The organism is Lactobacillus iners (assembly GCF_011058775.1).
Taxonomy (GTDB): domain Bacteria; phylum Bacillota; class Bacilli; order Lactobacillales; family Lactobacillaceae; genus Lactobacillus; species Lactobacillus iners.
Genome location: NZ_CP049230.1, coordinates 681,040 through 701,625, shown reverse-complemented (window position 1 = coordinate 701,625; position 20,586 = coordinate 681,040). Strand labels below are relative to the sequence as shown.

The following is a 20,586-nucleotide window of genomic DNA, read 5'->3' as shown; positions in this document are numbered from 1 at the left end:
ATGGAAATGAGAACGGATTATTGTGGTAATATTACCAGCAAGTATGAAAATCAAAATGTGACTATCTATGGATGGGTACAACGTGTTAGAAAATTAGGTAAATTAATTTTTATTGATTTGCGTGATCGAGAAGGTATTGTTCAGGTTGTTGTTAATCAAGATTCTGGTGATGCTTTAATGGATGTTGCTCAAAAGTTGGGCAATGAATATGTAGTCGAAGTACAAGGTAAAGTAGTTAAAAGATCGAATGTTAATAAGGAAATCAAAACTGGTGAAGTAGAAATTAATGCTACTAACATAGTTGTTTTGAATGAATCTAAGAATCCACCATTTGAAATTAAAGATGATGTAACAGCTGCTGAACAAACTCGTTTGAAGTATCGTTATTTAGATTTGCGTCGTCCATCTTTACAACATTCAATTATATTACGTTCAAAAATTTTGCACGCAATTCATGATTACTTTGATCAAGAGGGATTTGTTTATATTGAAACTCCTACATTAGGTAAATCAACACCTGAAGGTGCTAGGGACTATTTAGTGCCCTCTCGTGTTTATCCTGGCAGTTTCTATGCTTTACCACAGTCACCACAATTATTTAAGCAGTTATTAATGGGTGCAGGCTTTGATAAATATTATCAAATTGCTCGTTGCTATCGTGATGAAGATTTACGTGGTGATCGACAACCAGAATTTACGCAAGTAGACTTAGAAACATCATTTTTGGATGAAAAAGGTGTTCAAACATATACTGAGGGATTACTTAAAAAAGTAATGAAAGATGTAATGGGGATTGATATAGTCACTCCAATTAAACGTATTACTTGGGATGAAGCCATGAATAAATATGGTTCTGATAAGCCAGATATTCGTTACGATATGCATTTACATGATTTAAGTGACATATTTAAAGATAGTGAATTTAAAGTATTTGCTGATACATTATCAAATGGCGGTGTCATAAAAGGAATTGCTGTAAAAGGTGGAGCTGAGGCATATTCACGCAAGAAAATAGAAGAAAAGCAAGAATATATTAAACGATACCACGCTAAAGGTATAGCATGGGTTAAATATGAAAATGGAGAATTCACTGGACCTATCGTAAGATTTTTAACTGAAAATCAAAAACGTGATTTGATATCTGAATTTGAACTGACTGGTGGAGAATTGATCACTATCATAGCAGACATTTGGAAAGTAGTTACAGATTCTCTAGATTATTTACGTAGAACATTTGCAAAAGAAACAGGCATCATACCTCAACATGAGTTTAAATTTGCTTGGGTTGTAGATTGGCCACTTTTTGAATATGATGAGGGTGATCAAAGATGGATTGCTGCACACCATCCATTTACTATGCCTGATGATAAAGGAATTGAATTGTTAGAGACCGAACCACATAAGGCACATGCTCGTTCATATGATATTGTATTAAATGGTTACGAATTAGGTGGAGGTTCGATTCGTATACATAAACGAGAAATTCAAGAAAAGATGTTTAAGGCTCTAGGATTTACTAAAGAACGTGCATATGAACAATTTGGATTTTTACTAGAAGCATTAGATATGGGATTTCCACCACATGCTGGTCTTGCTATAGGTTTGGATCGGTTTGCCATGTTATTAGCAGAAAAAGATAATATTCGTGATGTTATTGCCTTTCCAAAGAATGCTTCTGCCTCTGAACCAATGATGCATTCGCCTGCACCAGTTGCTGATAAGCAATTAGCTGATTTAGGAATCAATGTTATGTCAGAGCATGTTGAAGCTAATGCTGAAATTGAAGCAAGATTGAAGAAAGAAGCTAATGATTTAGCCGACAAAAATCGTACTTGGTAAATTATCAAGCAAATCATTTGCATTTTTTAATTAAATCATTCAAAGTAAAAGTATTAGAAGAGAAGGATGGTTAATATTTAATGAAAAAAGATGTTGTTGTGTTAGTTGGTAGTTTGCGTGAACAATCTTATGCTCGAAAAATTGCTAAAAATGCTATTGATATGTTTAGCGATGAATTTTATGCAGAAATTGTTGAAATTCGTGACTTACCTTTGTATGATGCAGATTATGATGATATAAATAATACAAATAAGCCATTACCTGAGTCATATGTACAATTTAGAAAAAAGATTAAAGATGCTGCTGGAGTATTATTTGTTACTTCTGAAAATAATAGAACTATACCAGCCTGCTTAAAGAATGCAGTAGATGTTGCATCAAAACCTAAAGGCGATGTTGCGTGGACCAATACACCTGTAGCTGTAATTAGTCATTCTGTAGGTGCTATGGGAGGTTATAGTGCAAATAAAAATTTACGTTTAGCTCTTTCATATTTTACGATGCCTACAGTACAACAGCCAGAAGTATTTTTAGGACGTTCTCCTGAGCTTTTAGATGAATCAGGCAAATTTAACAATGAAGCTACATTCAATTTTGTTAAAAAATATATTGAACAATTTGAAAAATTAATCAAGGATAATCCTAAGGATTAGAAAAATAAGTACTCATGTTGAGTACTTATTTTTTATGTCATCAAATTCTTTTTTAGTTAAAACTTGTTATTATAGCGTAATATCTTTAAACTAGTATTAAAAACAAAAAAGGGGTTATTTTGATATGGATCATTTCGAGCGCTTATCGAGAAGACACAATTTTATTTCCAAACTATCTGCAGCATTTTTTTATGCATTGGCTGTAGCAGTAGCCTTAAATTTCTTTTGGCATCCCGGTAAAATATACGCATCAGGAGTTACTGGATTTTCGCAAGTATTGGAATCTCTGTCTAGTCGGTATCTGCCATTTACACTAACTACATCGTCTATGTATTTTGTATTAAATATTCCACTATTTATTTTAGGTTGGTTGAAAATAGGGAAAAAATTTACTTTATTTACTATCATTGCAGTTATTTTGGCATCAATTATGATGAAATTAATTGCACCAATAAAGCTTAGTTATGATCCTATCATTTGTGCTATTTTTGGTGGTGTAGTTAATGGTGTTGGTACAGGTATTGCATTAAAATCTGGCATATCTACAGGTGGTATTGATGTTTTAGGCATAATTTTGAGAAGAAAGACTGGAAAAAGTTTTGGCCAAATAAATATCTTTTTCAATTTAATTATTGTAATATGTGCTGGATTTGTTTTTGGTTGGACACGTGCTTTATACACTGCTTTAAATATTTTTATCAATGGTAGTGTCATTGATGCAGTCTATACACAACATCAAAAAATGCAGGTAATTATTGTAACTGAGCATCCAACAGAGATTGTTGAACAGATTCAGGAAAAAATGCATAGGGGAATTACAATTCTACATGATGCAGAAGGTGCATATAGTCATAATGAAAAAACAGTGTTAATAACAATCATTGATAGGTATGATATGTATGATATTTACAATATTGTTTCCAAAAACGATCCATATGCATTTATGAGCATGAGTGAAGTATCTAAGATTTATGGTAGATTTATTGAGCAAAAACCAGTGTAAATAAAAACGGTGTATTCATTGAATATACCGTTTTTGTTATATAGATATTAACTATTTTGAAAAATTGTCAATTCCCAAATGTGACATGATTAATGCAGCTGTTTCTTCTATAGATCTATGTGCAACATTAATAACATAACATCCCAACTTATCATATAATTGTTTAGCTGAATTAAGTTCTGCATTAATAGAATCCATATTAGAATAAGTAGTATCTGGATTTAAACCATATGAAATCATTCTTTGACGTCTGATTTCATTTAAAACTTCTGGATCGTTAGTTAAACCAATAATTTTTTTAGGATCAACTTTATAAATTTCATCTGGAATATGTGTTTGTGGTACAAGTGGCAAGTTAGCAACTTTGATATTTCTATTTGCCAAGAATAGGGAAAGTGGTGTTTTAGAAGTTCTTGAAACACCAAGCAAAACAACATCAGCTTCCAAGAAACCTTTAGGATCTTTACCATCATCATACATTACAGCAAATTCCATTGCAGAAATACGATCGAAATAACGTTGCCCCATATGGTGTACAGCTCCAATAACATGTTTAGGGTCTTCCTTAGTTATTTCATGTATCTTATCAATAATGCCTGATAATAAGTCAACATGTTTCATATTATGTTCACGAGCAAATTTAATTATCATTAATTGCATTTCTTCATTCAGAAGAGTGAACGCAATCAGAACATTTTTATATTGCACTATTTCATTGAGAACATTTTCTAATTTTTTAGTATCAGTTATAAAAGGATAGCGACGATAATTAAAAGTTGCATTAGGATATTGAACAGCCCCCGCTTGTACCATATTAAACGCTGTATCTCCAACTGCATCAGAAATGATAATTAAATTGACTTCGACTTTATCTTTATTGCACATAATTTTCACCTCAAGTTAATTTTAGCATAGAAAAACCATAAGAAAAAATCTTTATTTACAATAATGTTAAGGCTTACATAAAAAGCCCAAAAAATGATAAAAAATAATTATTTCTATTGACCACCATAAGTGTCTTAGATATAATATATACTATATTGTTAGGCACAGTGTGTGCTAAGAAATGGAAGGAGGGATCTCACTATGGCAAAGACTATCGTTCATGAAAACGAGTCTATTGATGATGCTCTTCGTCGTTTCAAACGTTCCGTTTCTAGAAGTGGTACTTTACAAGAATACCGTAAACGTGAATTTTACGAGAAACCTAGTGTTCGTAGAAAATTGAAGTCCGAAGCTGCTCGTAAGCGTAGACATTATTAATATGATTGCTCTGGTAGGAATTTTTTCTATTCAGAGCTTTTTTTATCTAAAAAGTTTACAATGTGATTAGAATATATAAAGTTAGGAGATATAAAAATGACTTTAATTGAAAGTTTAATGAAAGATATGAAAGCTGCTATGAAAGCACAAGATAAGGAGACACTTACTACTATTAGATCTTTAAAAGCAGCTGTTATGTATTACAAAATTAAGCAAGGACATGAATTAACTCCAGAAGATGAATTAACGGTTTTGGCTAGTGCTATTAAAATGCGCAAAGAATCTTTAGAAGAATTCAAAAAAGGAGGTAGAGAAGATTTAGTTGAACAAACTGAACACGAATTAGCTATTATTGCAAAATATATGCCAAAACAATTAAGTGAAACTGAATTAGAACAGGTAATTATAGAAACTATTTCAGAAGTTGGTGCGTCTGGTAAACAAGACTTTGGTAAAGTAATGAAAGTATTGATGCCTAAAATAAAGGGTAAAGCCGATGGTAAATTAGCTTCTGAAATTTTAAAGAAGAAATTAAGTTAGAATATGAGGGAATTTTGTGGTGATATCTAACAATGTAGTTACCTTTACTCCTAGCGATCCAAAAAATATTGTTAATTTGGTAGGAATTAATGATGCAAATCTTAAATTGCTTGAAGAAACTTATGATATTAGTATCGTTGAAAATGGCAATACAATTCAATTATCAGGTGATGAATCTACAGTTGCTAGTGCAGTAGCAGTATTAAATGCTCTAGATAAAGTTATTACAGATGGTATTATGATTTCAGCTACTGATGTAATTAGTGCTAGTAAAATGGCTGAAAAAGGTACTTTAGAATACTTTGGAGAGCTATATAATCAGGTATTAATAAGAGATTCTAAAAAACGACCAATCAGAGTAAAAAATATGGGACAAAAACGCTACATTGATGCTATTAGACAATATGATGTAGTTTTTGGAATGGGACCTGCAGGAACAGGCAAGACGTTTTTAGCGGTTGTCATGGCTATATCTGCTTTTAAAAAAGGTGAAGTATCTCGTATCATTGTTACTCGTCCTGCTGTAGAGGCAGGTGAATCATTAGGATTTTTGCCAGGAGATTTAAAAGAAAAGGTTGATCCATATTTACGCCCTATTTATGATTCGCTTTTTACGATTCTAGGTGTTGAAACAACTAGTCGCTTAATGGATCGTGGATTAATTGAAGTTGCTCCATTAGCATATATGCGAGGTAGAACATTAGATGATGCTTTTGTAATTTTGGATGAAGCACAGAATACAACACATGCACAAATGAAGATGTTTTTAACTAGATTAGGATTTAATTCTAAGATGGTTGTTAACGGTGATCAGACGCAAATTGATCTACCTGGTCGTGCTAGGAGTGGACTTTTAGAATCTGAAAAGATCTTAGCTAATGTTGAGCAAGTTAAATTTATTAAATTTAGTTTTAACGATGTGGTAAGACACCCTGTTGTTGCTAAAATTGTAAAAGCATATGAAGAAGAGGAAAATCGATGACCGAGATAGATATATCTTTTAATGATGAAGTTGATTTCTTAAGTGATACTCGAAAAAATTGGAAAACTTGGATCGAGGAATTGATTTTAAGTGCCAAAAAGAATATCAAAAAAACTAATCGGCAAGAAATGAGTATAAATTTTGTTGATATTAACAAAATTCATGAGATAAATAAAAATTATCGTGGTAAAGATAGACCAACTGATGTAATTTCATTTGCTATTGAAGATGGAACAGATAATGACTTGTTTGCACAATTTATAGAAACACCAGACTTCGTTGAGGATATTGGTGATTTATTTATTTGCCCAGAAGTTGTTGAGAAGCATGCTACAGAATATGAGACGGGATTTTATAGAGAATTTGGTTATACTTTAGTTCATGGCTATTTACATTTAAATGGTTATGATCATATTAAAGATGATGAAGCTGAAGTGATGTTTGGGATTCAAAGTAAAGTGCTTGAAGAATATGGTCTGCCATTACATCCTGATCAGGAAACACATGGTAAACAAATACACTAATTAAGGGAAAATGATATGCAAAATAAAGAATATAAGTCAGGTTTCGTAGCCTTAGTTGGACGTCCAAATGTAGGAAAATCTACATTGTTGAATTATTTGGTTGGTGAGAAAGTTGCCATTATGTCTAACCAACCACAAACAACTCGTAATAAGATCTCAGGAATTTATACTAATGATAATGAGCAAATAATCTTTATAGATACTCCTGGCATCCATAAGCCGAAGAATAATTTGGATGATTTTATGGATAAATCATCTTATTCTGCATTAAATGATGTCGAAGCTGTATTATTTATGGTTGATCCTGAACCAGCAGGTAAGGGAGATATGTTTATTATTGATTTGTTAAAGAATGTAGCTTGCCCTGTATTCTTAATAATTAATAAAATAGATACTGTTCACCCTGATAAATTATTACCTATAATCGATTCTTATAATAAATTAGTTAAGTTTGCGGAAATAATTCCAATATCAGCTCGCCAAGGTAATAATATCGATGATTTAATTAAAACATTAGTTAAATATTTACCAGAGGGTCCTCACTATTATGATAGTGAGCAATTAACAGATAAGCCAGAATATTTTATAGTAGCTGAACTAATTAGGGAGCAGATTTTACAACTAACTCATGCAGAGGTACCTCATTCTGCGGCAGTATTAGTCGATAAGATGTCTGATTTTGATAAGGGAAAGCTACAAATATTTGCTACCATTTTTGTTGAAAAAGAAGGGCAAAAGGGCATTATTATTGGTAAAAATGGACAAATGCTCAAAAATATTGGTATGCATAGTAGAGTAGAGATTGAAAAATTATTAGGTGATAAAGTTAATTTACATCTTTGGATTAAAGTGCATAAAAATTGGCGATCTGATCCAGTATTTTTAAAGAAAATTGGTTATAATGTAAAGGATCTATAATTTGTGAGTAAAGAACTGATTGAAGTTTCAGGTTTAGTTTTTAAACAAAAAAAATATAAAGACTTTGATGTTTTATCCAAAATTATGACAGCGGAGAATGGCATTTTTACTTTATTGATAAAAGGCGGATTAAAACCAAAGTCACGTCTTTTACCTGCCACAATTAATTTTTCTTACGGAAATTATTTAATTAATACAAATTATTGCGGCTTAAGTGTTTTGAGAAATTACAAAGTTGTCCATCAATTAGAACATATCTATTTCGATTTTAAAGGAAATGCTTATGCAAATTATTTGTTGGATTTAGTGGATCATGCCTATGCGGATTATCAACCATTAGGAAAAAATTATTATTTAGTTTTTAATGCACTAGTGAAGATAAATGAAGGTATAGATAATGAAATTATATGTCAAATGGTAGAATTGAAATTGCTATCTGCCTTTGGTACAATGCCAGAGTTTAGGCATTGTGTTTTTTGTGATGCTAGCCAAGGTATATTCGATTTTTCTTTACAGTTGGGTGGCATTGTTTGTAAGAATCATTTTGGGAGTGCAAACACGAGGATGTGTTTAGATGCTAAAACCATGGGTCTTATTAGGACATTAGCCTTGATTGATATTCAGCAGCTTGGTCAAATAAATATTAGTGATAACTTGAAGCAGCAGAGTAGAAAATTTATAGATATTCTTTATGGACAATATTTAGATTTACACTTAAAGACCAAAAAGTATTTAAAAGAAGTTCTTTGAGTGGATTATATCTATTTTTTTAATGATATTAGTGTTAAAATATAGCATGTATTGGCAAGTGAAGGAATAGAAAAGTACTAATTAAGCGAATGTGGTTTGGTGTGAGCACATTTAGGAAAAGGCCCTTCAAAGCCATTAATTAAGTGCAGGAATTTTTTTGTCCTGAATTAGGGTGGAACCGCGAGATCTATCGTCCCTATGCAATTTTTTTTGCATAGGCTTTTTTTATAGCCTATGTTTGAGGAGATAATGTTATGGAAGAAAAATTGAATGTTCAAAATATGATTTTTAAGCTGGAACAGTTCTGGGCTTCTAAGGGCTGTATGATAATGCCTTCTTATGATGAGCAAAAAGGTGCTGGAACTATGAGCCCTTATACATTTTTAAGAGCCGTTGGCCCTGAGCCATGGGCAGCTTGTTATGTAGAACCTTCAAGAAGGCCTGCTGATGGAAGATATGGTAATAATCCTAATCGTTTATATCAACACCATCAATTTCAGGTTGTTATTAAGCCATCTCCTAAAGAAATTCAGCAATATTATTTAGATAGTTTGCGTATTTTAGGTATTGAACCTTTAGAGCATGATATTCGATTTGTTGAAGATAACTGGGCTAATCCTTCTATGGGATGTGCTGGTGTTGGTTGGGAAGTTTGGTTAGATGGCATGGAAGTATCGCAATTTACATATTTCCAAGTTGTAGGTGAATTAGACGTAAAACCTACCATGAGTGAAATAACATATGGTGTTGAAAGATTAGCATCATATATTCAAGATGTAAATTCTGTTTTTGATTTGGAATGGGCTGATGGTGTTATATATCGTGATATTTTTAAGCAGCCTGAATATGAACATTCTAAATATGCTTTTGAAGCCAGCAATCAGGCTGAGTTATTAAAATTCTTTGACACATTTGAAGCTACAGCTAAGGAGTTATTAAACCAACATTTGATACATCCAGCTTATGATTATATTCTCAAATGTAGTCATACATTCAACTTATTGGATGCTAGGGGAGCTGTTTCAGTAACAGAGCGTGCAGGGTACTTAGCAAGAATTAGAACTTTAGCACATATGGCAGCTAAAGGTTTTGTGGAAGAAAGAGAAAAGCGTGGTTTTCCTCTTTTAAAACATCAAGAAGAAAGTAAGAAGGAAGATTAATATGACTAAAGATTACTTATTCGAAATTGGTACCGAAGAAATGCCTGCACATGTTGTTGCTAAAAGTGTTAAGCAATTAGCAGATCGTACAGGAAAGTTTTTGAAGGACAATGGCTTATCCTTTAAAAATATCAAAACATTTTCTACTCCTAGAAGATTAACAATTTTAGTTCAAGAATTAGCAGAAAAACAAGCTGATATTGATGAAATCAAAAAAGGCCCTTCTAAAAAAATTGCATTAGATAAAGATGGTAATTGGTCCAAAGCAGCTGAAGGCTTTGTTAGAGGCCAAAATATGTCTGTAGATGATATCTATTTTCAAAAAATAAAAGATGTCGAGTATGCATATATTCATGTTAAAAAAGAGGGCAAAAAAGCTACCGAAATTTTACTAGGTATGGATCAAATAGTAAAAGAATTAGCTTTTCCTACAAAAATGCGTTGGGGGAACTATGATTTAGAATTTGTTCGTCCAATTCACTGGATAGTATCATTATTTGGTAGTGAAATAATTCCAGTAAAAATTCTTGATATAGTAGCAGGTCGTAAAACATATGGCCATCGCTTTTTGGGTGAAAGTCTTGTTTTAGCAACTAGTGATGATTATGAATCGGCTCTGAAAAGTCAATTTGTGATTGCGGATGCTAATCAACGTAAAAATATGATTTTATCGCAAATCAATTCTTTATGCGAAAAGAATAATTGGCAAGTTAAAATTGACAGTGGCTTATTAGAAGAAGTTACCAATTTAGTTGAATATCCAACTATTTTTTCGGGTTCATTTAATGAAAAATATTTAAATATTCCCAAAGAAGTATTAATTACATCTATGAAGGATAATCAAAGATATTTTGAAGTTTATGACCATGAGGGAACTTTAATTAATCATTTTATTGCCATCAGAAATGGAAATAGTGATTATTTAGATAATGTTATCGCAGGTAATGAAAAGGTTTTAGTAGCTAGATTAGATGATGCTCAATTTTTCTATGACGAAGATAAGAAATATCCGTTGTCACACTTTGTAGAAAAATTATCAAGCGTTTCATTCCATGATAAAATAGGTTCAATGGCTGAAAAAATGCTTCGTGTTAAGTTGATTGGTGAATATATAGGTAAAAAAATAAACCTATCATCCAGTGAGCTAGCTGATTTTGATCGTGCAGCAGATATCTATAAATTTGACTTAGTTACTAATATGGTTGGTGAATTTGCTGAGTTGCAAGGTATTATGGGAACTCATTATGCAGAGTTAGCAGGAGAAAGAAAAGCTGTCTCACAAGCTATTAAAGAAAGCTACTTACCTTCAAGTGCTGATGGTGATTTACCAATTACCAAGATTGGTTCATTACTTTCTATAGCTGATAAGTTAGATACTATTATTGCCTTTTTCGGTGCGGGCATGATACCAAATTCTTCTAACGATCCATATGCCTTAAGAAGAAGTGCGTATGGTATTGTTCGAATTTTAATTAATCAATCATGGAATATTTCTATTGAAGATGCTTTGAAGGATATCATTGCTTTATTAAAGGGAAAGACAGTTGCAAAATTGCCTAATGATGAAGCTACACAAGCTGAAATCTCAGACTTTATCATTAATCGTGTTAAACAATTATTACAAGTTAAAAAATATTCATATGATGTTATCGATACAGTTTTAGCATCTAATCAACAAAATGTTGCCAATATTTTGTCGATTGCTGATATTTTGCAGGAAAACCACGATGATAGTAAATTTAAGAAAGTAGTAGAAAGTTTAACAAGAATTGCAAATATCTTGAAGAAAGCTGATTTTTCAGAAGCTGGTCAAATTAATCCAGATTTATTTGAAAACAATAGCGAAAAAGCATTGTACGATAAAATTAATTTGTTGATAGATAAATCATTAGATGTAAAAACTCTATATAGCGAATTTGTGCAGCTACAACCTGTGATTGATGAGTATTTTGACAGCAATATGATATTAGACAAGAATGAAGCTGTCAAAATAAATCGTTTATCGCAATTAAAACTTATTGATAAGCTAGCTTTGGAATTTGGTGATTTATCTAAATTAGTTATTAAATAGTTATAAAGAAGGTTAATTATGATAGGGCATATACCTAGTAATTTAATTGATGAAGTACGTAGTGCTGTCAATATCGTTGATATCATTAGTCAATATGTTTCTTTAACCAAAAAAGGCAAGGATTACGTTGGATTGTGCCCTTTTCATCAAGAAAAAACACCTTCATTCACCGTCAGTGAATCTAAGCAATTCTTTAAGTGCTTTGGTTGTGGCAAGGGCGGTAACGTATTTAAATTTTTGATGGATAAAGAGAATATATCTTTTCCCGAAAGTGTAATATCTGTTGCTAAGATTGCACATATTACAATTCCTGGTGAATATAATAATGATGCGATCTATAAAAAAAATCCGATCAAACAAATTTATTCTGATGCAACAGAATTCTACCAGCATATTTTGTTAACAACTAAATTAGGTGAAGTTGCATTAAAATATGTTCAAGAGAGGGAATTAACTAGTGAGATAATCTCTCATTTTAAGATAGGGTATGCACCAAAAGCAGATAACATTTTGTATATTTTTTTGAAACAAAAAAATTATTCTCAGGATCTATTGGAACAAAGCGGATTATTTATAAAGAATGAAAAAGGAAAATTATTGGATCGCTTTCGTGACAGATTGATGTTTCCATTGTGTGATGAATTAGGTGATCCGATTGCTTTTTCAGGTAGAAGAATTTCAAATGATAGTCAAATTGCCAAGTATGTGAATAGTCCAGAAACTCCATTATTTACCAAGTCTAAATTGCTTTATCACTTTTCAGAAGCCAAGCATGCGGTAAATGTTGAAAATCATTTGATTTTATATGAAGGATATATGGATGTAATAGCAGCTTATAAGTGTGGAATTAAAACTGGTGTCGCCTCAATGGGAACTAGTTTAACTTCACAACAAGTTTATATGCTGCGACGAGTAACACCGAATATAATAATTAATTATGATGGTGATGATCCCGGGCAACATGCTATGGAACGTGCGATTAAATTATTTAACTACCCTAATATAAATCTTGGTATCGTATCTTTACCAGAAAATTTAGATCCAGATGAATATGTAAAAAAACACGGTCCTGAAAAATATGTTAATGAAGTTAAAGCAGCAATTACTTCAACGGAATTTTTGTTACAAAGGATGGCCAAAAAGTATAATTTGTTTAATGATAGGGATAAACTTGATTTTATTAATGAAAGCATCGCTTTAATCGCTAAAAATGATGACCCTATAGAAATTGATATTTATATCCAAAAATTGGCACAAAAGTTACAAGTATCTGTAGAGTCATTGAAAGCTCGCCTATTACGTGAACAAAGAAAAATCCGAACTGCAATCAATCATCAAAAACAAATACAAGCCCTTTATCCAGCTGATGAAGTTACACCAAAACAATTAGATAATGTTCATGATTCTTCAGCTAGTTTTACTGAGCAAAAGCGATTATTGTTTTTATTTATACATAATGATAATGCTAGGCTTTATTTGTTGACAAAAAAATTTATTTTTCCTAATGAAAGTTATCAGCAATTAGCTAATTTATGGTTAAGTTATTTAGAAAAAAATCCGAATCCTAATATTTCCGGTTTTGCAGATTTTATTCCTAAAGACTTACAGAGTATAATTGTTAATATGGAATTAACTGATATGCCTTATACTTTTTCAGAAGGAGAAATTGATGACCAAATTGCGTCATTAATTAAACAAAAAACTATCTTGGAAATGCAACGACTATATGATCAAATCAAGGTCGCACAGCAGAAGAATGATAGTCAATTAATAATTCAATTGACACAAAAGATTATAGAATTGAAAAGAAAGATTATTTGAGGAGGCTTATCATGGCAGAAAACAATACTACCAATAATGGAAATCAGAATTTACAAGCTTCAAAGGCTTCCACCACTACCCTTAGCCAGGTAGTTAAGAATATTATAAAAGAAGTTAAAACTAGCAAAGAAATAAAAGAGGATGATTTCGTAGCAAGAATGGTTAAGCCATATCAACTGGAAGGAAAAGCCATTGATCAATTAGTTCAAGAATTTGAAGATAATGGTATCTCGATTGTTGATAATGATGGTAACCCTTCTAATTTATCTTTGAAAAAGCAAAAAGATGTTGAAAAAGCCGAATTAAACGACATGACTGCACCTTCTAGTGTCCGCATGAATGATCCTGTGAGGATGTATCTAAAAGAAATTGGTCGTGTTCCATTACTTAATGCTGATCAAGAAATCGATTTAGCTAAAAGAATCGAGAACAATGATGACGAGGCTAAGCAGGAATTAGCTGAAGCAAATCTTAGATTAGTTGTTTCTATTGCAAAACGCTATGTAGGACGTGGCATGTCATTTCTAGATTTAATCCAAGAAGGTAATATGGGTTTAATGAAGGCGGTAGATAAATTCGATTATCGTTTAGGATTTAAATTTTCAACATATGCTACATGGTGGATAAGACAGGCAATAACTCGTGCAATTGCTGATCAAGCTAGAACCATTAGAATTCCAGTCCATATGGTCGAAACTATTAATAAATTGATCAGAATTCAAAGGCAGTTATTACAAGACTTAGGTAGAGAACCTACACCAGAAGAAATTGGTGCGGAAATGGATATGTCTACAGATAAGGTTAGGGAAATACTAAAAATAGCCCAAGAACCAGTATCTTTGGAAACTCCAATTGGTGAAGAAGATGATTCTCACTTAGGTGATTTCATTGAAGATAAAGATGCAACTTCACCAGAACAACATGCTTCTTATGAATTATTAAAGGAACAACTAGAGGAAGTTCTGGACACTTTGACTGATCGGGAAGAAAATGTTTTAAGATTGCGCTTTGGATTAAATGATGGTCGTACACGGACGTTAGAAGAAGTGGGACGTGTATTTGGTGTTACTCGGGAACGTATTCGTCAAATTGAGGCTAAAGCATTACGAAAATTGCGTCATCCAAGTAGATCTAATCAGTTAAAAGACTTTTTAGATTAAACAAAAAGAACTTACTTTTATGTAAGCTCTTTTTTGGTATTTTACATTCAGGAGTTAGTAATGGAAGAACGATTAAAACAGATAGCTTCATTAGTTGATGATCAGGCAAGAATAGCCGATATCGGTACCGATCATGCATATTTACCAATAGAATTAGTAAAAGATGCCAAAATATCTTTTGCTATAGCAAGTGATATTGCACAAGGTCCGTTAAATAATGCCAAAAAAGATATCTTAGCTGCAGGCTTAGTTAATCAAATCGAGACTAGATTAGGTTCTGGTTTATTGACGATACATTCTGAAGATAAGATTGATACAATTGTAATGGCAGGGATGGGTGGCACCTTAATGGTTAACCTACTAAATGCTTCGCCAACGCAATATCCGACATTGATTTTAGAACCCAATGTAGGGGAAGCAAATGTCCGTTTATGGTTGATGAATAATAATTATCGAATTTTAGCAGAAAAAATAATTGAAACGGCTGGCCATATTTATGAAATTATAAAAGCTGTAAAGAGTACTACAGCAATTCCATTGACAGAAATGGAGATTAATTTTGGCCCAGTTTTGATGCAAAATAAAAACAAAGTTTTTTATAAAAAATGGTCAAATCAATTATTATTCCAACAAAAATTATTACATAATTTGAAAAAAGCTAAAATTATTGATGATTTAAAAGTTAAGCAAGTTACAAAGTTAATTATGATGATTGAGGAAATGATTAAAGATGATGAAAGTTAAAGATATTATTACTATATTAAATAAAGCTTTTCCTGAAGATATTGCTAGTAAAAATGATCCTGTAGGACTACAATTAGGTTCAATTAATAATACTGTTAGTAAGATAATGACTACTCTTGATGTTAGACCAGAAGTAGTAGATGAAGCTGTCAAAAACAAAGTGGATTTAATAATCAGTCATCATCCATTAATGTTTTTTCCTGCAAAAAATTTAGATTTTGCTAATCCTCAAAATGCGATGTACGCTAAGCTAATTGCAAATGGCATAACTGTATATTCGATTCATACAAATTCAGACAAAGCATTGCATGGCTCTAGCGAGTGGCAAGCAGATCAATTAGAATTACACGACATTCAGCCTTTTTGCTTAGATGACGATTCGATTGCTATCGGGAGAAAAGGTCAATTGCCTGAGCCGATGACTGCCTACAAATTTGCCTATTATGTAAAGCAAAAAATGAATATCAAAATGGTGAGATTAATTACAGCTAATAATGAAAAGCTAATTAATAGTGTGGCTTTCATTTGTGGAGATGGTGGTAAATATTGGAGACAAGCCTTAATTGAAGGTGTAGATGCCTTTATTACAAGCGATATTTATTATCATGTTGGTCATGACATTATTTCATCAGGATTAACCGTAGTAGATCCAGGTCATTATACTGAAGAACTATTTAAATATAAAATAGCTGAGCAATTAAAAACTTGGTTAGCAAATGCAGATAGTTCTATTTCTATTATGGTTTCAAAAACTAATACTAATCCTTTTCAGGACTTATTTTAAAAAAGTGGGGGTTTATATTATGGAATATCCAACATTATTACCAAGATTCTTAAAATATGTGAAAATTAATTCACGTTCAGATGAAAATAGTCAACGTTTTCCATCTACTGAAATTGAAGAAAAGTTTCAAAAGATTATTTTAAATGATTTGAAAGAATTGGGGCTACAATGTTATTACAATCAAAAGAGTGGTTGTGTAATCACAACAATTGATAGCAATGTAGATTATGATGTACCTACCTTTGGATTACTGGCACACTGTGACACTGCCGATTTTGAATCAAATAATATTAATCCGCAAATAACTCATAACTATGATGGTGTATCTAAAATTAAATTAGGTGATACTGATTTTTATTTAGATCCTGCAATTTTTCCTCATTTAAAAAAATATAAAGGGCAGACAATTATTTCAACGTCAGGTGATACACTTTTAGGCGGTGATGATAAATGTGGCGTCTCAGAATTATTAACTTTTGCAGAGTATTTAGTAAATCATCCTGAAGAAAAACATGGTGAAATAAAACTTGCATTCACTCCTGATGAAGAGATTGGAACAGGAGCTAGTCATTTTGATGTAGAAGATTTTGGTGCTAAATTTGCTTATACGGTAGATGGTGAGGGACCTGGCAAATTAGATTGGGGTACTTTCTCAGCTGCTCAATTTTCACTTGATATCCAAGGAATTGATGTTCATCCTGCTCAAGCAAAAGATAAGATGATCAATGCTATTAAACTAGCAATTGATTTTCAAAATCAGTTGCCACAAAATGAAGTGCCAGAAAAAACAGCAGGTGAAGAAGGATTTTATCACTTATTAAAGTTTGATGGAACAGTTGATCATGCACATTTAGAGTATATCATTCGTGATTTTAAGCGTGATAATTTGGAAAAACGTAAGGAATTGGTACAAAATATTGTCAACAAAATTAATGACCAATTTGATCAAAAACGTGTAGTCCTTAAGATGGCAGACCAATATTATAATATGGCTGATGAATTAAAGAAGAATATGGAAGTCGTAGATTTAGCAAGAAATGCCTATAAAGCATTGGGATTAACTATCAATGAAGATCCTGTTAGAGGTGGTACAGATGGTTCGCAATTAACATATATGGGATTACCTTGCCCTAACTTATTTGCAGGAGAAGAAAATATGCATGGTAGATATGAATATACTGTTCTGGAATCAATGTGGTTGGCTGTGGATGTCTTAAGAAAAATAAATGAATTACATTTAAAAAAATACCAAAAATTAATTTAGTGAAACTTTTTTACCGATTTTAGGCAAACAAAAAATATTAAATTTAAATTTTGAATGAATAGAAGTACTGATATAACAATACTTCTATTTTTTTAAAATTAAAAATATTATAAATATAGTTTTGCACTAAGGTAATCAAATTGCATATGATGCGTGCTTTTTACTTTTATATCAACGATTGTACATTTTTTTCTGATAGACGTAACAAATATATTTATATGTGAAACAAAAAATGATATTGACAATAGATAGTATTGTACTATACTATCAATATAGTACAAGGTAATAATAGGAGCGTGGTATATTTAATATGAAATTTGAAGATAATCTACCAATTTATTATCAAATAGAGCAGCAGCTTTATTATGATATAGTTTTAGGAAAGCTACAGCCAGGTGAAAAGATGCCATCGGTGAGACAACTTGCACTAGATTTTACAGTTAATATCAATACTGCACAACATGTATTATCTAATATGCAAGATAAGGGAATTATTTATTCTAAACGTGGCTTAGGTTCATTTGTAACTGATGACGTTAATTTGATTTTAGTTTTAAAAGACGAAATTATCTCAAAAATGTTCTCTGATTTTTTGTCAAAAACTAAGAAAATAGGTTTATCAAATCAAGATACGATAGATAAATTACAGACTTTTGTTTTGAAAGAAGGTCCAAAAAATGAGTGAGATACTGAAAATCAGTAATTTGAATTATAAAAAAAACAACAAGATTCTAATCAAAAATATCAACCTTACAGTAAATAAACCCGAAATAATTGGTTTATTGGGAGAAAATGGTGCAGGTAAGACAACGCTTTTCCGACTGATTGCAGGTCTAGGAAAAGGGTACACTGGCAGCATAGCAGTAGCCGGAGAAACTTCAATTGATAAAATCAAGGAAAATATATCTTTTAATGATAAATTAGATGCTTTTAATTTATACACCAAATTAAAAGAAATCAAAGATTTTTATGCTAAGTTTTATAAAGATTTCGAACTCGAAAAGTTTGACAACATAATTTCGCTCTTGGACATAGATATGTCTAAAAGGTTAGGAGAATTATCTAAAGGTAAAAAAGAAGGCTTTATAGTAGCGTTATCCATTGCACGAACAGTCAAAATATACTTATTAGATGAACCTTTTTCTGGCATTGATCTCATGTCTCGAAAAAAAATACTACAATCTATTATCAAATGGTTGCCACAAGATGCAACAGTTTTCCTTTCTGATCATAATATAGAAGAAGTACATCAAATTATAGACAGAATTGTCCTAATTAAGGATAAAACGATTGTCGCTGATGAAACTGCAGAAAAAATCAGATCAAATGGTGAATCCATTGAAGAATTTTATCTAAAATTTTATTAATATAGGAGCTGATTATTATGTTTAACAAATTATTCTTTTACCTATTTAAGCAGAAAGCTAAAACCGTTTTATATTGCCTTTTATTGAATATCATATGTACAGTTGTTATTGCATTAACTGCAACTCATAAGATTGACTATTTAATTATTGTTTTTATCTCAACATCTTTCTTTATGAACTTAGGATTTTTAGTAAATTGTTCAGTGACTGCAAGTAAATTCCTTAAAAAACAAACTTACAGGTTGTTGCCTATGAAAGATGGTTATTTATATCTAGCTAATACAGCATCTGACTTTCTAAATGGACTATTATTAATAGCAATAGAATCCATAATTGGTATATTAATAGTACATTTTATTAGTTTTAACTTCTCAAAAGTGTTAATTGGCTCATTTAAATTATCAGTAAATACAATGTCTATTGTACTTACTACTATCTCTATTTTGTTATTAAGCTCATTTATGTTATATTGCATGCTTATCACTTGTTTATTACTAACCAAAATATGTATGGACTTTTTACCTATCGTTTTGCAAAATATCCGCAAATTTATTAGTGTAATCATTTATATAATTATGTTATTAGTGTTTAGCCGCATCATAGAGTACTTTAAATCGTTATTATATAATGAGAGTAATCAATCTACGTTAGTATTTTTTTACATCATAGGCATAATTATTATTATTGGTATTAACTACTTCATCTTTAACAAATATCATGAAGCTGATGTAAATAATTAAACAAGACCCCGAAATTCGAACAAGGATTTCGAGGTTTTTATTATGTTCAGAAATAATTTACAGCTGGTATAATGTGATTAACTATTTAATTTTTGGGGTGTAACTATGAAAAATAGTAAAAATTTCAACCTTTTTTTAATGGATGGAGAAGTTACAGGCAGAATAAAATGTACCTTATCGAATTGGACAGGTTTAGCATATAAAGTTCCAAGATCATATCTTGAAAAATGTAAGGATAGGCAAGATTTAAAGCAAAGTGGAGTATATTTTTTATTTGGCACGAATGATGACGGAGATAATGAAGTATATATTGGCCAAGCAGGGATACGAAAAAATGGTGAGGGAGTTTTATTTAGAGTAACAGAACACCTCAAAGATGAAATTTATTTTTCAGATGCAGTTATGTTAACTACTCAAAACAATTCATTTGGCCCTACAGAAATTTCATATTTAGAGAATAAATTTACCAATATGGCAATTGAAATAGATAGGTATCAAGTAAGAAATGAAAATGATCCAAACCCTGGAAATGTAACAGAAGAAAAAGAATCGGAGTTAGAAGATTTTATAGAGTATTCTAAAATGGTTCTTGGAGTTTTAGGATACAAGATTTTCGTTCCTATAGTAAACAAAGAATGGAAAAAAGAAGATAAAACAGATGATAACGAAATACTATATCTAAGTACTAAAACAAAAAAATCAGAAAAAAAGATAAATGCCAAATGCCAAAGAACAAGTGAAGGATTTGTTGTATTAAAAGATAGTATGATAGAGCTCATAGACTCAAAAAGCTTACCAAAGAGTATAAAAGAAATGCGAGATAAGTGTAAGGCTAACAATGAAATAATCGATGGAAAAATAACAAAAAACTATTTATTCAATAGTCCATCATATGCCGCAATGTTTGTACTTGGGATGAGTAGAAATGGAAAAACTGATTGGAAAACTAAAGGTGGAACTACATTAAAAGCACTAGAAGAAAATAAAAGTCAATAAAACTTCA

20 protein-coding genes and 1 pseudogene are annotated in these 20,586 nt (G+C 31.4%); 20 read left to right on the top strand and 1 reads right to left on the bottom strand.

Translation table 11 applies throughout. The annotated features are described in order from the left end of the window. The 3 genes from aspS (at window position 1) to G6Z82_RS03530 (ending at window position 3,495) form a co-directional block, all read left to right on the top strand. Window positions 1-1,839, top strand: a complete 1,839-nt coding sequence (aspS, locus tag G6Z82_RS03540; protein WP_006729904.1) for an aspartate--tRNA ligase — start codon at window positions 1-3, stop codon at window positions 1,837-1,839. Window positions 1,840-1,919: 80 nt separating this feature from the next. Then, window positions 1,920-2,492, top strand: coding sequence for an NADPH-dependent FMN reductase (locus G6Z82_RS03535; protein ID WP_164785811.1), 573 nt, complete (start codon window positions 1,920-1,922; stop codon window positions 2,490-2,492). 124 nt (window positions 2,493-2,616) lie between these two features. Continuing rightward, window positions 2,617-3,495, top strand: a complete 879-nt coding sequence (locus tag G6Z82_RS03530) for a YitT family protein (RefSeq protein ID WP_164785810.1) — start codon at window positions 2,617-2,619, stop codon at window positions 3,493-3,495. Window positions 3,496-3,546: 51 nt separating this feature from the next. Here the strand turns inward: G6Z82_RS03530 and G6Z82_RS03525 are convergent, their stop codons facing one another. After that, the gene (locus G6Z82_RS03525) at window positions 3,547-4,380 is read right to left on the bottom strand and encodes a pyruvate, water dikinase regulatory protein (RefSeq protein ID WP_006729907.1); all 834 of its coding nucleotides are present in this window, start codon (window positions 4,378-4,380) and stop codon (window positions 3,547-3,549) included. 201 nt (window positions 4,381-4,581) lie between these two features. Here G6Z82_RS03525 and rpsU point away from each other — a divergent pair, with 201 nt between their 5' ends. The 17 genes and pseudogenes from rpsU to G6Z82_RS03440 all read left to right on the top strand — a co-directional run bounded on the left by rpsU (window position 4,582) and on the right by G6Z82_RS03440 (window position 20,579). Further along, on the top strand, window positions 4,582-4,758 hold the full coding sequence (gene rpsU / locus G6Z82_RS03520) for a 30S ribosomal protein S21 (protein WP_002880182.1): 177 nt from the start codon (window positions 4,582-4,584) through the stop codon (window positions 4,756-4,758). 96 nt (window positions 4,759-4,854) lie between these two features. Beyond that, window positions 4,855-5,298, top strand: coding sequence for a GatB/YqeY domain-containing protein (locus tag G6Z82_RS03515; protein ID WP_006729908.1), 444 nt, complete (start codon window positions 4,855-4,857; stop codon window positions 5,296-5,298). A 19-nt stretch (window positions 5,299-5,317) separates the two neighbouring features. Continuing rightward, window positions 5,318-6,280, top strand: coding sequence for a PhoH family protein (locus G6Z82_RS03510; RefSeq protein ID WP_006730216.1), 963 nt, complete (start codon window positions 5,318-5,320; stop codon window positions 6,278-6,280). Then, complete coding sequence (gene ybeY, locus G6Z82_RS03505) at window positions 6,277-6,804, top strand: rRNA maturation RNase YbeY (protein WP_006729910.1); 528 nt, start codon at window positions 6,277-6,279, stop codon at window positions 6,802-6,804. The genes G6Z82_RS03510 and ybeY overlap by 4 nt, the downstream gene beginning before the upstream one ends. A gap of 15 nt (window positions 6,805-6,819) precedes the next feature. Continuing rightward, window positions 6,820-7,722 carry a GTPase Era gene (gene era, locus G6Z82_RS03500; RefSeq protein ID WP_006730198.1) on the top strand — a complete coding sequence of 301 codons (903 nt, stop codon included), beginning with the start codon at window positions 6,820-6,822 and terminating at the stop codon, window positions 7,720-7,722. Between the two features lie 3 nt (window positions 7,723-7,725). After that, the gene (recO, locus tag G6Z82_RS03495) at window positions 7,726-8,472 is read left to right on the top strand and encodes a DNA repair protein RecO (protein WP_006736236.1); all 747 of its coding nucleotides are present in this window, start codon (window positions 7,726-7,728) and stop codon (window positions 8,470-8,472) included. 254 nt (window positions 8,473-8,726) lie between these two features. Continuing rightward, complete coding sequence (glyQ, locus tag G6Z82_RS03490; protein WP_006729913.1) at window positions 8,727-9,632, top strand: glycine--tRNA ligase subunit alpha; 906 nt, start codon at window positions 8,727-8,729, stop codon at window positions 9,630-9,632. A 1-nt stretch (window position 9,633) separates the two neighbouring features. Next, window positions 9,634-11,703: a glycine--tRNA ligase subunit beta gene (gene glyS, locus G6Z82_RS03485; RefSeq protein ID WP_164785809.1), complete on the top strand. Its 2,070-nt coding sequence runs from the start codon at window positions 9,634-9,636 to the stop codon at window positions 11,701-11,703. An 18-nt stretch (window positions 11,704-11,721) separates the two neighbouring features. Then, entirely contained in the window at window positions 11,722-13,524 is a 1,803-nt protein-coding gene (dnaG, locus tag G6Z82_RS03480) for a DNA primase (RefSeq protein ID WP_164785808.1), read from the top strand. 11 nt (window positions 13,525-13,535) lie between these two features. Beyond that, window positions 13,536-14,684 carry an RNA polymerase sigma factor RpoD gene (rpoD, locus tag G6Z82_RS03475; RefSeq protein WP_006729916.1) on the top strand — a complete coding sequence of 383 codons (1,149 nt, stop codon included), beginning with the start codon at window positions 13,536-13,538 and terminating at the stop codon, window positions 14,682-14,684. Window positions 14,685-14,744: 60 nt separating this feature from the next. Beyond that, entirely contained in the window at window positions 14,745-15,428 is a 684-nt protein-coding gene (locus G6Z82_RS03470) for a tRNA (adenine(22)-N(1))-methyltransferase (RefSeq protein ID WP_164785807.1), read from the top strand. Next, window positions 15,415-16,212, top strand: coding sequence for a Nif3-like dinuclear metal center hexameric protein (locus G6Z82_RS03465; RefSeq protein WP_035508398.1), 798 nt, complete (start codon window positions 15,415-15,417; stop codon window positions 16,210-16,212). The genes G6Z82_RS03470 and G6Z82_RS03465 overlap by 14 nt, the downstream gene beginning before the upstream one ends. A gap of 19 nt (window positions 16,213-16,231) precedes the next feature. Next, window positions 16,232-17,476, top strand: coding sequence for a peptidase T (gene pepT, locus G6Z82_RS03460; protein ID WP_164785806.1), 1,245 nt, complete (start codon window positions 16,232-16,234; stop codon window positions 17,474-17,476). 310 nt (window positions 17,477-17,786) lie between these two features. After that, window positions 17,787-18,161: a GntR family transcriptional regulator gene (locus G6Z82_RS03455; RefSeq protein ID WP_006731653.1), complete on the top strand. Its 375-nt coding sequence runs from the start codon at window positions 17,787-17,789 to the stop codon at window positions 18,159-18,161. A 94-nt stretch (window positions 18,162-18,255) separates the two neighbouring features. Continuing rightward, window positions 18,256-18,843, top strand: a pseudogene (locus tag G6Z82_RS03450) (ATP-binding cassette domain-containing protein); the annotation flags it as partial. A 17-nt stretch (window positions 18,844-18,860) separates the two neighbouring features. Continuing rightward, a complete protein-coding gene (locus tag G6Z82_RS06585; RefSeq protein ID WP_006731646.1) occupies window positions 18,861-19,583 on the top strand; it encodes a hypothetical protein in 723 nt (240 codons plus the stop codon). Window positions 19,584-19,688: 105 nt separating this feature from the next. Beyond that, entirely contained in the window at window positions 19,689-20,579 is an 891-nt protein-coding gene (locus G6Z82_RS03440) for a GIY-YIG nuclease family protein (protein WP_006734509.1), read from the top strand. Window positions 20,580-20,586: the final 7 nt, after the last annotated feature.

What these genes read in the sequence shown, in the direction of transcription:
- aspS (WP_006729904.1), top strand. Translation starts at nt 1, where the DNA reads ATGGAAATGAGAACGGATTATTGTGGTAATATTACCAGCAAGTATGAA.
- G6Z82_RS03535 (WP_164785811.1), top strand. Translation starts at nt 1,920, where the DNA reads ATGAAAAAAGATGTTGTTGTGTTAGTTGGTAGTTTGCGTGAACAATCT.
- G6Z82_RS03530 (WP_164785810.1), top strand. Translation starts at nt 2,617, where the DNA reads ATGGATCATTTCGAGCGCTTATCGAGAAGACACAATTTTATTTCCAAA.
- G6Z82_RS03525 (WP_006729907.1), bottom strand. Translation starts at nt 4,380, where the DNA reads ATGTGCAATAAAGATAAAGTCGAAGTCAATTTAATTATCATTTCTGAT.
- rpsU (WP_002880182.1), top strand. Translation starts at nt 4,582, where the DNA reads ATGGCAAAGACTATCGTTCATGAAAACGAGTCTATTGATGATGCTCTT.
- G6Z82_RS03515 (WP_006729908.1), top strand. Translation starts at nt 4,855, where the DNA reads ATGACTTTAATTGAAAGTTTAATGAAAGATATGAAAGCTGCTATGAAA.
- ybeY (WP_006729910.1), top strand. Translation starts at nt 6,277, where the DNA reads ATGACCGAGATAGATATATCTTTTAATGATGAAGTTGATTTCTTAAGT.
- era (WP_006730198.1), top strand. Translation starts at nt 6,820, where the DNA reads ATGCAAAATAAAGAATATAAGTCAGGTTTCGTAGCCTTAGTTGGACGT.
- glyQ (WP_006729913.1), top strand. Translation starts at nt 8,727, where the DNA reads ATGGAAGAAAAATTGAATGTTCAAAATATGATTTTTAAGCTGGAACAG.
- glyS (WP_164785809.1), top strand. Translation starts at nt 9,634, where the DNA reads ATGACTAAAGATTACTTATTCGAAATTGGTACCGAAGAAATGCCTGCA.
- dnaG (WP_164785808.1), top strand. Translation starts at nt 11,722, where the DNA reads ATGATAGGGCATATACCTAGTAATTTAATTGATGAAGTACGTAGTGCT.
- rpoD (WP_006729916.1), top strand. Translation starts at nt 13,536, where the DNA reads ATGGCAGAAAACAATACTACCAATAATGGAAATCAGAATTTACAAGCT.
- G6Z82_RS03470 (WP_164785807.1), top strand. Translation starts at nt 14,745, where the DNA reads ATGGAAGAACGATTAAAACAGATAGCTTCATTAGTTGATGATCAGGCA.
- G6Z82_RS03465 (WP_035508398.1), top strand. Translation starts at nt 15,415, where the DNA reads ATGATGAAAGTTAAAGATATTATTACTATATTAAATAAAGCTTTTCCT.
- pepT (WP_164785806.1), top strand. Translation starts at nt 16,232, where the DNA reads ATGGAATATCCAACATTATTACCAAGATTCTTAAAATATGTGAAAATT.
- G6Z82_RS03455 (WP_006731653.1), top strand. Translation starts at nt 17,787, where the DNA reads ATGAAATTTGAAGATAATCTACCAATTTATTATCAAATAGAGCAGCAG.
- G6Z82_RS06585 (WP_006731646.1), top strand. Translation starts at nt 18,861, where the DNA reads ATGTTTAACAAATTATTCTTTTACCTATTTAAGCAGAAAGCTAAAACC.
- G6Z82_RS03440 (WP_006734509.1), top strand. Translation starts at nt 19,689, where the DNA reads ATGAAAAATAGTAAAAATTTCAACCTTTTTTTAATGGATGGAGAAGTT.